Origin of the sequence: Fictibacillus sp. 23RED33, assembly GCF_015903925.1 — a bacterium.
In the GTDB taxonomy this organism is placed as follows: domain Bacteria; phylum Bacillota; class Bacilli; order Bacillales; family Fictibacillaceae; genus Fictibacillus; species Fictibacillus phosphorivorans.
Map to the genome: position 1 here is coordinate 112764 of NZ_JACZDX010000004.1, position 13858 is coordinate 126621.

The 13858-nt window shown below is 37.5% G+C and carries 13 protein-coding genes; 11 read left to right on the top strand and 2 right to left on the bottom strand.

The annotated features are described in order from the left end of the window. Nucleotides 1–533 precede the first annotated feature (533 nt). The gene (locus IHV09_RS15095) at nucleotides 534–1199 is read left to right on the top strand and encodes a 5-bromo-4-chloroindolyl phosphate hydrolysis family protein (protein ID WP_197132439.1); all 666 of its coding nucleotides are present in this window, start codon (nucleotides 534–536) and stop codon (nucleotides 1197–1199) included. Beyond that, a complete protein-coding gene (locus IHV09_RS15100) occupies nucleotides 1186–2358 on the top strand; it encodes a toxic anion resistance protein (RefSeq protein ID WP_197132441.1) in 1173 nt (390 codons plus the stop codon). The genes IHV09_RS15095 and IHV09_RS15100 overlap by 14 nt, the downstream gene beginning before the upstream one ends. A 38-nt stretch (nucleotides 2359–2396) precedes the next feature. On the opposite strand, the gene IHV09_RS15105 is transcribed toward IHV09_RS15100, so the two are convergent. After that, complete coding sequence (locus tag IHV09_RS15105) at nucleotides 2397–2966, bottom strand: GNAT family N-acetyltransferase (protein WP_231618341.1); 570 nt, start codon at nucleotides 2964–2966, stop codon at nucleotides 2397–2399. Nucleotides 2967–3110: 144 nt separating this feature from the next. On the opposite strand from IHV09_RS15105, the gene IHV09_RS15110 reads away from it, so the two are divergent. Further along, nucleotides 3111–3857, top strand: coding sequence for a L,D-transpeptidase family protein (locus IHV09_RS15110; RefSeq protein ID WP_197264869.1), 747 nt, complete (start codon nucleotides 3111–3113; stop codon nucleotides 3855–3857). A gap of 143 nt (nucleotides 3858–4000) precedes the next feature. Further along, nucleotides 4001–6808 carry a DEAD/DEAH box helicase gene (locus IHV09_RS15115; protein WP_197264870.1) on the top strand — a complete coding sequence of 936 codons (2808 nt, stop codon included), beginning with the start codon at nucleotides 4001–4003 and terminating at the stop codon, nucleotides 6806–6808. Nucleotides 6809–6834: 26 nt separating this feature from the next. Here IHV09_RS15115 and IHV09_RS15120 read toward each other — a convergent pair whose 3' ends face one another. After that, nucleotides 6835–7227, bottom strand: coding sequence for a (deoxy)nucleoside triphosphate pyrophosphohydrolase (locus IHV09_RS15120; protein ID WP_191754472.1), 393 nt, complete (start codon nucleotides 7225–7227; stop codon nucleotides 6835–6837). A 200-nt stretch (nucleotides 7228–7427) separates the two neighbouring features. On the opposite strand from IHV09_RS15120, the gene IHV09_RS15125 reads away from it, so the two are divergent. The 7 genes from IHV09_RS15125 (at nucleotide 7428) to IHV09_RS15155 (ending at nucleotide 13773) form a co-directional block, all read left to right on the top strand. Further along, nucleotides 7428–8240 carry an ABC transporter ATP-binding protein gene (locus IHV09_RS15125; RefSeq protein WP_197191891.1) on the top strand — a complete coding sequence of 271 codons (813 nt, stop codon included), beginning with the start codon at nucleotides 7428–7430 and terminating at the stop codon, nucleotides 8238–8240. A 66-nt stretch (nucleotides 8241–8306) separates the two neighbouring features. Beyond that, on the top strand, nucleotides 8307–9257 hold the full coding sequence (locus IHV09_RS15130) for an iron-hydroxamate ABC transporter substrate-binding protein (RefSeq protein WP_197264871.1): 951 nt from the start codon (nucleotides 8307–8309) through the stop codon (nucleotides 9255–9257). 29 nt (nucleotides 9258–9286) lie between these two features. Further along, nucleotides 9287–10330 (top strand): FecCD family ABC transporter permease, encoded by a 1044-nt coding sequence (locus tag IHV09_RS15135; protein WP_197264872.1) that lies wholly within the window; start codon nucleotides 9287–9289, stop codon nucleotides 10328–10330. Next, nucleotides 10327–11334, top strand: coding sequence for a FecCD family ABC transporter permease (locus tag IHV09_RS15140; protein WP_197132451.1), 1008 nt, complete (start codon nucleotides 10327–10329; stop codon nucleotides 11332–11334). The genes IHV09_RS15135 and IHV09_RS15140 overlap by 4 nt, the downstream gene beginning before the upstream one ends. Nucleotides 11335–11439: 105 nt before the next feature. Further along, nucleotides 11440–11961, top strand: a complete 522-nt coding sequence (locus IHV09_RS15145) for a sigma-70 family RNA polymerase sigma factor (protein WP_197264873.1) — start codon at nucleotides 11440–11442, stop codon at nucleotides 11959–11961. After that, nucleotides 11954–13264 (top strand): DUF4179 domain-containing protein, encoded by a 1311-nt coding sequence (locus IHV09_RS15150; protein ID WP_197264874.1) that lies wholly within the window; start codon nucleotides 11954–11956, stop codon nucleotides 13262–13264. The genes IHV09_RS15145 and IHV09_RS15150 overlap by 8 nt, the downstream gene beginning before the upstream one ends. Nucleotides 13265–13353: 89 nt before the next feature. Next, nucleotides 13354–13773, top strand: coding sequence for a VOC family protein (locus IHV09_RS15155; RefSeq protein WP_153238175.1), 420 nt, complete (start codon nucleotides 13354–13356; stop codon nucleotides 13771–13773). The last annotated feature ends 85 nt before the right edge of the window (nucleotides 13774–13858 follow it).

Genomic DNA, 13858 nt, shown 5'->3' on the forward strand with positions numbered 1-13858 from the left:
ATACACATAACGAAAGAGGATGATTCCAATGACGTATGTGAGCGAAGCATGCTAAGATCGTGTTGCAGATGGAAATAGCCGGTGAAAACTATTTTCGCAGCATGTGGGCGTGTGGGAATTTACCAGAAGTAGAGGAAAAATAAGATCTAATGCAAGGCAATTGATTGAACGAACAATTAATTGAAGTCTAGTTAGGGACAATAACTAGCATTTGTGTATTAGTAAGAAAGGAAAGAACGTTTAAGTGAATAAAGTGATTTTAAGCTAAAGGCGCTGTTTATGTGATGTATACATATTCAGCGTCTTTGTTTTGTTTATATCCTAAATTTGAATACTCAGCTCCATTATGAGTTTTTATATATACGCCTCAAGTCTTAGAACACATTACTTCTTAAAGCCATGGTGATTTTAGGAAGGTTTCGATAAGGTAATAATAGAAACATAGTATAGATGAACTTTTTTTATTTAAACGAAACTCAGAAACCGTTACATCCGTATGAATAGTAAAGAGTTTATGTCAGGAGTCGATTACAATGAACGGATTTTTAGCTTTTTTTATCCGCATGTTTGTTGCTATCCCAGCTTCAGTAGGAGTATGGCTGGCAAGTATTATCGGGTATGACCAGACCTACCTTTTGTCGTCAGGGATCGCAGTAGCTGGAGGAGCTGCCGCATACACAGCAACAGGACTTCTTCAAAAACAGAGATTTCTAAGTGAACATCACTTATCTAGAAGAGAGTATAAATACATCAGAAAAAATTTAGATGAAGCAAAACCTAAAATTTACAGACTACAAAAAGCAATGTTTTCAGTCCGTGACCTGCCAACTTTAAAACAAAGAGCGGATCTTGTACGTGTAGTTAGAAAGATCCAGAGTTTAACCCAAAAAGAGCCAAGACGTTTTTATCAAGCTGAACAGTTCTATTTTTCTCATTTGGATTCAGCCGTAGAGCTCACTGAAAAATATATGTTTCTATCCTCACAGCCAAGAAAATCGAGGGAATTGACACATTCTTTAGTAGAAACGAGAAGAACTCTAGACGAACTGATCGTTCAGATCGAAAAGGATTTATACCAAGTATTGTCAAATGATATAGATGACCTACATTATGAGATCGATGTAGCGAAGTACTCAATTAAATCTCAAAATGACTCCCAATCCATAAAAAAGGCAGGAGATATAAATGAAAGAAAATAATGCACCACTTAACCATTCAGATGAACCGACAAATCTAATGGATGACTTGTTGGCAAATCCTTTTGGCGAACAGCAAGAATCTACTGTGCCTTCTAGTGAAAACAAGCAGGTACGATTAATCGATGTTCTGCCAGAAGAAAATAAAGAAAAAGCGTATCAGCTGGCGAAACAGATCGATCCGACGAATCACCAGACGATGATCACGTACGGGGCACCTGCACAGGCAAAGCTTCATTCTTTTTCGAACACGATGCTCGATCATGTGAAAAAGAAAGACACAGGGCAAATCGGTGAGATCATTGGAGATTTGATGAGAAAGCTTCAAGATGTCAATCCTGAAGAATTAAAGTCAAACAAACCTACATTGATCGGCCGCATGTTCGGAAAGATCTCGGGCTCTGTTCAGGAGGTCCTATCAAAATATCAAAAAACAGGAGCTCAGATTGATCGTATTTCGGTAAAGCTCGATGGCAGCAAGAATGTTCTTATGTCCGATATCGTCATGCTTGAAAAATTGTATGAAAACAACAAAGAGTATTTTCAAGCGTTGAACGTATATATAGCGGCGGGAGAACTTAAGCTGGATGAGCTAAACCAGGTTACGATTCCTGAGATGAGAAGAGTAGCTGAACAGACGAACGATCAGATGAAGTTCCAAGAAGTAAATGATATGGTTCAGTTTGCCGATCGTTTAGATAAACGTGTACATGACTTAAAACTAAGTCGTGAGATTACGATTCAAAGTGCACCACAAATTCGCCTTATTCAAAACACGAACCAAGCGCTGGTAGAAAAAATTCAGTCGTCCATCATGACAGCTATTCCATTATGGAAGAACCAAGTCGCTATTGCATTAACGTTAATCAGGCAGCGTAATGCAGTAGAAGCTCAAAAACAAGTTTCCAAAACGACGAACGAGCTTTTACTAAAAAATGCAGAGATGTTAAAAACCAATACGATTGAAACCGCAAAAGAAAACGAACGCGGCTTGATTGATATTGAAACGTTAAAGAAAACGCAGGAGAATCTTCTTTCAACATTAGAAGAGACACTCCGTATTCAAGAAGAGGGACGAGTAAAGCGACGTCTTGCAGAAGAAGAGCTAGCTACGATGGAAATCGGTTTAAGGCAGAAGCTGCTTGAGATTAAAGGTGAATAAACAAAAGAAGGTACCTGTTTAAATGCAGGTACCTTTTACTATAAAATCAACCCCATCATTACCGTGTTCTGATAGGTTCCATTAATAAAGTTATCTTGCTTCAGCAAACCTTCCTCGTCAAAACCGAACTTTTTATAAAGGTCGATTGCCTTCGTATTATGCTCGTTTGTTACGAGACTAATCTTTCTAGTGATTCCATTTTGTCTTGCCCACACTATAAGTTCATTCATCAATGCTTTGCCTAAACCCAACCCCGCATAGTTTTTAGAAACAACAATCCCCAATGTTCCAACATGTTTGGTTCTTTCCTTCTGCGATGAGTTAATGGTTGCAATCGCAATAATCTCTGAACCGATTGTCGCAAGCAGCATGATAGAGTTCGATTCATTTGAGACAGAGACAATGTAATTACTATAATCCTCTATTTCTCGTTTGAATTCACCAGCTCCAAAGGATAAAAAATCACTTTCACCGCCAACCACATTATAAAAATCGATGATGTTCACTGCATCATCACTTACAGCTTCGCGAATTTCCACTCTATGAGTGTTCTTTAACATAACATTTCGCATCATTCCATCTTCTTTCTGTTCATATGTATAAGACAAATATAACCTACCAGTCTATTCATCGTACAAGCTTATTATTCATGTTTTTTTGATTAAATTTTTAACAAAAGTAGTAATGCATCTCCTATACCCTCGCATAGAATATGAGGATTTGTTATTTCAATAAAGAATAGGAGAGAAGGAATGAAAACGAAAAAGATACTAAATGCATTACTGATGTTTGGTTTCATGTTCTTACTCGTTCAACCAGCAAAGGCAGCAGCTTCATCATTTATCGTCATAAATAAATCAACAAACCAGCTAGCGTATTTTGAAAATAATAAATTATCGAAGGTTTTCAAAGTGGCTACAGGTAAACTGCCATCTTACACACCAGAAGGTAAGTTTAAAATTGTAAACAAAATCACGAATCGGCCTTATTATACAGGTAATATCCCAGGTGGAGATCCGCGCAATCCCTTAGGAAACAGATGGTTAGGCTTAAACGCAAACGGAACATGGGGCACAACGTATGCCATCCATGGAAACAATAATGCAAGTTCCATAGGTAAGTATGTAAGTGCAGGCTGTATCCGTATGTACAACAACGAGGTGCAGTGGTTATATGCTAGGATTTCGGTTAATACCCCTGTTGTGATCACAACTTCAGGTAAATCATTCCCTGCTCTAGCAGCAGCGAATGGATACAAGGTAACAAACAGTTCGACGGTGCCTGTCTTCTCAGTCGTTAATCTAAAAAAGGGTAGCCGTGGTGCCGAAGTCATGGAGCTTCAACGTAGGCTTACGAATCTAGGGTACAGCACAAAAGGAATCGACGGTATATTTGGCGCCAACACTGATGCTGCCGTTCGTAAATTTCAAAAAGCTAAGAAGCTCACAGTTGATGGTGTGGTAGGTCCAGCGACTAAAAAAGCGCTCGGAATGTTTTAATAAGGTGTATTGATTAAAAGAGCTCTTTATAGAGTTCTTTTTTATGTAGAAATTACTGTTTGCAAAATGATCTTTTTATTAAGCAGTACTTATAGTAGTATGTCTAAGTAATAGAAAGAAAATTATGGTATTAGGGGATTATTATGGACTTTGAGAAGAAGTTAATCGTCAACTCAGATAAAGAAAATTTGCTAGGCGAGCTTGTTCGTTCAATGAATGAGTGTATCTCATTTTATTTTAGTGTGGCTTTTGTGAATTTTAGCGGTCTTCAGCTTTTGCTTGATCCTTTGAAAGAGGCGCAAGAAAAAGGCGTAAAAGGAAAGATTATTACTTCAACTTACCTAAACTTTACAGAGGCTAAGGCATTAGAAAAAATTAAAGAATTTGATAACATAGAACTAAAGGTTTTCGTTACAGATAAAGAAGTTGGATTTCATACAAAGGCTTATATATTTGAATACCAGGATTCATTCAAAGTTATTATCGGTTCATCAAATATTACTCAGAGTGCCCTCAAAAGTAATATTGAATGGAATGTTGAGGTTATTGCTAAAGAGGATGCAAATTTTATAAAAAAAGTATTAAAAGAATACAATTCGTTATGGGAATTTAGTGCTGAAGCTAATAATGATTTTATTCAAGATTATGAAGCATTCTTAAAGAGTATTAATAAAACACCAACACAACAAGTTATCTATGAAAATAAAGGCTATATTGTACCTAATCGGATGCAGAAGCGAGCCATAGAAAATCTAGAGAGACTCCGACATTTTGACGAGAAAAAAGCGCTCGTAATTGCTGCTACAGGAACGGGTAAAACATACATGTCAGCTTTTGATGTAAAACGGTACATGCCAAGAAAATTATTGTTCATCGTACACAGAGAAGAAATTCTTAAAAAAGCTAAAGAAACATTTGAAATACTTTTACCTAACGAAGGTCTTACGTTTGGTTTATTAACGGGTAATTACAAACAGAAAAATGTAGATTATGTTTTCGCTACCATTCAAACCCTATCTAAATGCTACCGGGAATTTGATAGAAATGAATTTGAATATCTAATTATTGATGAAGCCCACCACGCTACCAGTCCATCCTATCGAGCGGTCTTAAATTACTTTGACCCTAAATTCACTTTGGGCATGACTGCAACACCAGAGAGAAGTGACAGTGGAAATGTATTTGATCTTTTTGATAATAACGTGGCTTTAGAAGTGAGATTGCATGAGGCTTTAGAGGATGAACTTGTAATTCCTTTTCATTACTTTGGAATAACAGACATTGAAAGTGTAGATCTTAGTGATGTTCATATTGATGACATAGCTGAAATTACTAAAAGATTAAAGGTTAACGAACGTGTAGACTTCATAATTGAAAAGATGGACTTTTATGGTCATGATGGCGATAAAAGAAAGTGTTTAGGATTTTGTGCAAGTATAGAACATGCGCAATATATGGCGGCTGAATTCAATAAAAGAGGCTACAACAGTGTTTGTTTATTGGGAGAGCACTCTCCCTATCAACGAGAAATGTATATTAATAGATTAGAAGAGGACACAGATGAATTAGAATTTATATTTACCGTTGATATCTTCAATGAGGGTGTTGATATTCCTTCTGTTAACTCTGTTTTGATGTTAAGACCAACAAATTCTCCTATTGTTTTTATTCAACAGTTAGGGAGAGGACTTAGAAAGCATGCTAACAAAAGCTTTCTTACAGTGTTAGATTTTATAGGTAATCATAATAAAACATTTTTAATTGCTTTGGCTCTGAACGGAAGTCGGTATTACGATAAAGAGAGTTTAAAGATTGCGCTAGTTACTGGCTTTGCTAATATACCAGGATGTACGCATATCCAAATGGATAAAATCTCGCAAGAAAGAATACTAGAACAAATCGACAAAGAAAATTTCAACTCTATGAAGTATCTAAAAGAAGAATACTTTGAATTTAAGAATTTAAATCAAGGGCATATCCCATACTTATTAATCGATTATCTTAAATATGATGGTGCACCTGATCCTATCAAATTTATTAGTAAAGAAAAATCCTATTTGCAATTTGTAGCAAAAGTAGAAAAGGATGAAAAACTAAAGACACTTTTGTTAAATGATGTTTTTGAGTCTACTTTAAAAGAGCTATCTAGTCACCTTCCACTTAAGAGGGTTTATGAGTTTGTCATTATAAATTATTTATTAGATCATGAGGAAATTAATATTGGGAAGGCAAAAAATGAAATACTCAAATTGATTAAAAATGTAGATGGAGATAGTATTCTACATGCTTTTGAATGTCTAGATCAGAAATACTCCGACAGTGGACAAAAGAAAAGTAAGCCGCGATTATTTGTTTTAGAAGACGGTAAGTTGACTAAAACTGAACTTTTTACGAGAGTTTTAGAAAATAACGAATACAAAAAGTTCTTAGAAGATATTGTGACTTATGGTATTTTTAGATATGAAAAAGAATACAAAGAAGAATACTATGGTGTTCCGCATTTTAAACTATATGAGCAATATCAGATGATGGACGCTGCATTTCTTTCTAATTACAGAAAAACTCATAGTTCCTTTAGAGGCTCTGGTCTATTGGCAAATGGTAAAGAATACTTTTTGTTTATTGACTTACACAAAGAAGAAGATATTAAACAAAGTATTAAATATAAAGACAAATTTCTTAGCGAGCAACTCTTTCAATGGCAATCAGTTAACAGTACTACACAACTTTCTGAAAGAGGACAAAATATTATTAAGAATAAACAAAGAGGAGTTAACCTACATCTATTTGTCAGGAAGTATAGAAATTTAGATGGAAAAACGGAACCTTACATTTATATTGGCAAAGGGGACTCGATTGATTACAAAGGTGAAAAGCCGATAACTGTAAAGATTAAACTTGAGAATGAAGTACCTGCTAGTTTATATAATGAATTTACGATAAAAGTATAGACTTCTCAGATGAGAAGTCTATACTTTTATTCGTTTATGAGTTGTTCTACCGCTGGAATATCGGCTGGTGCCCAAATTAATGATGATAAATTTTCTCTCTTTAACCAAATTAGTTTTGAATGTTCTTTAGGGATTGGATTTCTATCAATAATTTTACTTTTGATTGTAATTAGGTTAATCGTAAAATTCTCATATTCATGGGTATGATCGTTAAAGAGAATCTTCGTCTCAATTAAACACCCTAATTCTTCACTAATTTCCCTTTTTAAAGCAGAATATAAGTCCTCTCCTTGCTCTACCTTTCCACCAGGGAACTCCCACATATTTGGTATTGCCATGTTAGGAGATCTTAAAGCACATAAGATTTCATCATTATCATTTTCAATTATAGCTGCAACTACTTTAACGAGCTTCTTCAATGTTCTCCTCCGTAAATTTTATAGTTAAGATTATCATAACATTTTAGGTTATCTAATTCTTCACTAATGAATTTCAAAAAAATCCCGTTGACACACTCCTCGATATCCAATAAAATGAGAACGAGATTGATAATCATTTTCAATTAAGTTCAGTGCTTTAAATATATTTCAAATTACTGTTATAGAGGAGGGCGAATAAAGTGTCTAGACTGTATGCTGAGCATTTGCAAATCTCATATGGTGAACGAGACATCGTAAAGGATCTTAACATTTCCATTCCAGACGGTAAAATCACGACAATCATTGGACCTAACGGGTGTGGGAAGTCAACGGTTTTGAAAACGTTGTCGCGCATTCTAAATCCTAAATCCGGTGTGGTTTATCTAGATGGTAAAGCCGTCAGCAAAGAATCTACGAAAAAGATTGCTCAAAAGATGGCGATTCTTCCTCAGTCACCAGATTCACCAGAAGGACTTACGGTCGGTGAACTTGTTTCTTACGGAAGATTTCCTTATCAAAAAGGCTTCGGAAAGCTTACGAAAAAAGATTTTGAAGTAATAGATTGGGCATTAGACGTTACAGGTGTCCTTGAGTTCAAAGATCGTTCTGTAGACGCGCTTTCAGGTGGGCAACGCCAGCGGGTATGGATCGCGATGGCATTGGCTCAGGAAACGGATATTATCTTGTTGGATGAACCGACTACATACTTGGATTTGTCTCATCAATTGGAAGTTCTAGAGTTGTTATACCAGTTGAACCGGGACGAGAAGAGAACGATCGTAATGGTCATTCATGATTTGAACCATGCCGCTCGCTTTGCTCATCATATGGTCGCGATGAAAGACGGATCTATTTTAAAAGAAGGTACGGCTGAAGAGGTAATGACACGTACGGTCCTACGCAATGTATTTCATATTGATGCAGAGATCGGTGTTGACCCGAGGACGAGAAAACCTGTTTGTCTTACGTATGATCTGATTAAGAATGTAAAGTTAGTTGAGAACTTGGCGTAAATTCGCCTTTCTTTTTTACAGTTAATTGAGAATGATTTTTATTGTCAAATATAGGGGGATAACAAAATGAAAAGAACATCAAAACAATTACTCGTTAGCTTTATGGCATTACTTTTAGTGTTTGTACTAGCCGCATGCGGAAACAAATCAGAAGAAGGCGCAAGCACTAGTGAGAAGGAATCGTCGAAAAAAGAAACGAGAATCTATAAAGACGAAAAAGGTAAAGAGATTGAAGTGCCAGCTGAACCGAAACGTGTTGCGATGATGGCTGCAACGTATGCAGGTAACTTGCTAGACTTAGGGATCACACCAGTAGCAGTAAATGAATACCCAAAAGCAAACAAGTTTTATGGAAACAAATTAGACAAAGCTGAAGTGGTAACTGCTGATTCATATGAAAAACTTCTAGAATTAGATCCAGATCTAATCATTACGTATTCTGATGACAAAAATATTAAGAAATATGAAGAGATTGCTCCAACGGTTACAATGACGTATGACAAGTATGACTACATGGAACAGCACGTAGAGATCGGAAAGATGGTTAACAAAGAAAAAGAAGCAAAATCATGGGTAGAAGAGTGGAAGAAGAAAGCCGCTGATGCTCGTGAAAAAGTAAAATCGGCAATCGGTGAAGACAAGACGTTCATGGTTATGGAAGCATACGGAAAAGACATGTATGTATACGGTGAGAACTGGGGCCGTGGTACAGAAGTTATCTATCAAGCGCTAGAACTTAAAGCTCCTAAGAAGTTAGAAGAAGATGTATTTGGCCCAGGCTGGAAAGCCATTTCAACCGAAGTGATCCCAACATACGCTGGAGATTATATCTTTGTAGGAACAGGAGCAGGAAATCCAGATAACTCATTCATGGAGTCAGATGTGTGGAAAGAATTGCCGGCTGTGAAGAACGGTAACGCAATTAAGTTTGATTCAGAGTCATTCTATTTCAATGACCCGATTTCACTAGAAAAAGAATTAGATATTATCGTTGAAGAGTTAACGAAAAAGAAATAATAAGCACTTTATAAAAAGGGACAAACGCTATGTTCAAAACAAAAACCAAGCTTATAAAAGAGAATAAAGTGTTTTCTAGGCCAGCGGTAGGGACAGCGATTTTATTGCTAGGGTTCGCACTTCTTTTGTTGAGTATCGTTCTTGCGATATCTGTGGGAGCCGCTAAGATTCAGTTTCTGACAGTTTGGAACGCTGTGATCAACTATGATCCTACTAGGGAAGCTGACCGTATCATTATGAGTCTACGATTACCGAGAGAGCTTGGTGCAGCAATCGTCGGTGCGGCGTTTGCTGTAAGTGGAGCAATCATGCAAGGGATGACTAGAAACCCGTTAGCAGACCCTGGTCTACTTGGTTTGAACGCGGGAGCAAGCCTTGCTCTCGCTTGTGTGTTCGCTTTTAATACAGAAGCGAACTATCTTACCGTGATGATTCTATCTTTTATAGGTGCAGGAATAGGTGCGATGCTAGTATTCGGGCTTGGCTCTATGAGCCGAGGTGGATTGACCCCAATCCGGATTACGTTAGCAGGTGCAGCAGTTTCAGCACTGCTTTCTTCCTTAGGAGAAGGCATTGCGTTATATTTTAAGCTTTCTCAGGACCTTGCGTTTTGGACGGCAGGTGGTGTATCAGGCACAAACTGGGCACAGCTGAAAATTATCGTACCTGTCGTGTTGGTTGGAATCATTGTAGCTGTCATGTTCTCAAGGCAGTTAACTATATTAAGCTTCGGTGAAGAAGTAGCACGCGGCCTTGGTCAACGAACTCTATTTACGAAAATCGTTCTCATGACGGTGGTGTTGATCTTAGCGGGTGCTGCCGTTTCACTCGTTGGTGCTATTGCATTTGTAGGTCTTATGGTTCCGCATATCGTGCGGTTCTTAGTTGGAACGGACTATCGGTGGATCATTCCATGTTCCGCGATCTTCGGGAGTGTGCTCATGGTGCTAGCAGATACGTTTGCCCGAACGGTAAACGCTCCTTATGAAACACCAGTTGGTGCAGTAGTCGCTATGATCGGGGTACCGTTCTTCCTCTACCTTGCAAGAAAGGGAGGGAGAAAACTATCATGATGAATGCACACCAGATGAAGAGAGTAAGAGTAACGACGATTGCGGCGATCTTGTTGCTGATAGCCGTTTTTATTATAAGTGTTGCAACTGGTTTTGCTTCATTAACACCTTCAGAATTATTTCGAACCATAATGGGGCAAGGAACACCGAGAGAGAATCTTATTCTTTTTGAGTTCCGTTTACCACGTATCATCGTTGCTATTCTTGCGGGGATGGGGCTCGCTGTATCTGGTGCCATCCTCCAAAGTATCACGAAGAACCCGCTTTCAGACCCTGGTATTTTAGGAATAAATGCTGGTGCTGGTCTGATGGTTGTGGTGTATATCATGTTTTTTACAGTGGAAACCACAAGCTTTTTATACGTACTGCCGTTATTTGCCCTATTTGGCGGTATGCTAACAGCGTTTGTGATCTACATCATGTCTTACATCAAAGGTGAAGGTGTTGAACCGACCCGGCTCGTCTTAGTCGGTGTAGGTTTAGCAGCCGCCTTATATGGAGCAACATTGACACTATCTACGAGATTAGATATGGAAGATTATTCGTTCATGGCGAACTGGATGGCAGGCAGGATTTGGGGCGATGATTGGACGTTTGTTTTATCATTGCTGCCATGGATCTTGCTGCTTATCCCTTATACGATGTTTAAATCCAATGTATTAAATACGTTGAATTTGCACGAGAACGTATCTGTCGGTGTAGGTGTGAATGTAAGTAGAGAACGAATTTCTTTGATCATGATCTCGGTAGCACTTGCGTCAGCCTCTGTTGCAGTCAGTGGTGGTATTGCTTTTGTAGGATTGATGGCTCCACATATCGCACGCTCACTAGTCGGCCCGAGACACCAAGTCTTCCTTCCCGTTGCAGCATTAATCGGAGGCATCTTACTCCTGGCAGCTGACACGATCGGAAGAGTAGTATTAGATCCAAGTGGGATACCAGCAGGAATCATTGTGACCATCATTGGTGCTCCGTACTTTATGTACCTGCTTGCAAAAAAATAGCTCATGAAATCAGTCTTTGTTAAAAAGGCTGATTTTTTTATTTTTTATAAAACTTTTTTTACTTTCCACGGTCTAATATATAGGTAAGGGTCAGGAGGCTAGAAATTGGAGACAGAACAGCTAGTGAAGGAAGCGATAAAAGGAAACGACGAGGCGTTTTTGAAATTGATTCAAACGTATAAAGTCGATTTATATAAGACAGCTCTATCTTTTTTGCGTAATGAAGAAGAAGCACTCGAGGCAATTCAAGAAGTTACGTATCGTGCTTACAAAAACATAAAAAAGTTAAAGAACGAGTTCTATTTCAAAACGTGGTTGATTCGAATTATGATCAACTATTGTAATGATCAGTTGAAACTAAAAAAGCGAGTCGTCATGAATGAAGAAATGTTGAATTCGTTAGGTATTTCAGAGGACCATATACAATTAGAGCTGAAGGACGCGATGTTAGATTTAGACGACAGGTCACGCGAAATCCTTACCTTGAAATATTTTAATGACGTAAAGATTAAAGATATAGCGATCATGATGCAGTGTCCAGAAGGTACAGTTAAAACGTGGCTGAATAAGGCATTACGAGCATTAAGAGAAAAGCTAGATGAGAAAGGAGGTAATCTACATGTTTGAAAGAGAGAAAGCACAACTAAACAATTTGAAGAAAGAATATGAAAATATACCGATTTCACTAGATTCTATTGATCAGGCGATATTAAGTGGATTTCAGAAGGCAAAAACAGAAGAACGAAAATCTAGAATTAAGAAGAAGAGAAGTGCTTTTGGTTTTATAGCGGCAGCTCTTTTACTCATTGGATTATTTTCTTCTATTAAGATTTCACCGGCTTTAGCTAATTACATTTCTGAAATACCAGGCATGGAAAAAATAGTGAGTATGATCCGTGATGATAAAGGAAGAATAGCAGCTGTTGAAAAAAAATATTATCAAAAACAAGGCGTATCAGATGAAAAAGATGGGTTGAAAGTTACTATCGATGGAACGATAGCAGATGAGATGGGCATGGTGCTTTTTTATTCGATTGAATCCAAAGAAAAAATAAAAGAGGTTATGTTTGATGATGTAAAGATCAGAGCAAAAGACGGTACCGTATTAGATGAAGCGTATAATTCATTCGGTGATGCCCATTCAACAGATAAAGGCGAGACTAAGTTTAGTGGAGAAATTGAATATTTCTTTGAAGAGCCTATTGAAGCAAAAGAATATATTGTAGATCTCAAAATAAAGGATATGAATTTTACAATCAATTTAAAACTTAATGAATTTAAGAAGAAAAAAGAATATGCAGTCCAACAAACGATGGACTTAGAAGGTCAAAAAATCAATATTGAGAAGGTAACCATCTATCCATTACGAGCTGTTGTGAAATTAAAGATGAACGATGAAAATGAAAAATACATCCTGCAACTTGATGACCTACGATTAGTTGATGAAAACAATGAAGTGTGGGGGAATATAACAAATGGTATTACCGGTTCGGGCGATAAAGACACTGAGAGGGAAGTTTATCTGCAAAGTAACTATTTTAAAGAACCAAAAGAATTGTATCTGGTCTTAAATAGTGCTCAAGCCATAGATAAAGAGAATGCAGTCATTGTGGTGGATACAGAAAAAATGAAGATTCTAAAACAGCCTAATGGAAACAAGTTAAGAAATCTAAGGAAAGAAGATGGGCAGCTCGTCTTTGATCTGCATACAAAAAAACCTTTCCGTTCGGCGATCTTTAGCACAATAACTGATGCACAAGGTAAAGAAATTGAAGTGAGCTCACAGTCCATGGGTACTGAAGAAGAAAAAGGCACAACCCGACTAGGAATAGAGCTACCTCAAATAGATCGCTCCCAAAATCCTCTAACCATTGACTTAAGTTTTTATCCAGAGTGGATCAAAGGTAACGAAAAAATTAGAATTAAATAATCTATGAAGGTGGTCCTTTCAATAAAGGGCTATCTTTTTGCTTAAATCCCTACTACCCTCTATAATGCTAGTTAAATGAGGTGAACGTGATGAGACTAGACCATACCGGAATTGCCGTGAGACGAATAGATGAAGCCATTGAATTTTATACGAATGTACTAGGCGGAAAGCTAACTGAACGATATACAAGTGAGAAGCCTGGAGTAGAAACCCACATTGCCGTGATTGAGCTTGAAAATCAGGTAATTGAACTTCTTGAACCTACGAGTAAGACATCTCCAATCGAGCGGTTCATTAGGCAGAAGGGAAAGGGTGTGCATCACCTGGCTTATGAAGTGGACGATCTTCTTCAAACGATTGATGACTTTGAAGCTAGAGGGTATACCTTTTTAAAAGATACGTATCGGACAAATCCTTTTGGCAGAAGGTTAATTTATATGAACCCCGCACATTCACAAGGGCAGATTATTGAGCTGTGTGATTATCCGGACAAGAAGAAGGAGAGCTGACTTGTTAAAAGTCGGCTCTCTTTTTTGTCTTTCCAAAACAATAGATTTTCTTTACAATTAATTATAAGAATATTCTGTAAAGGGT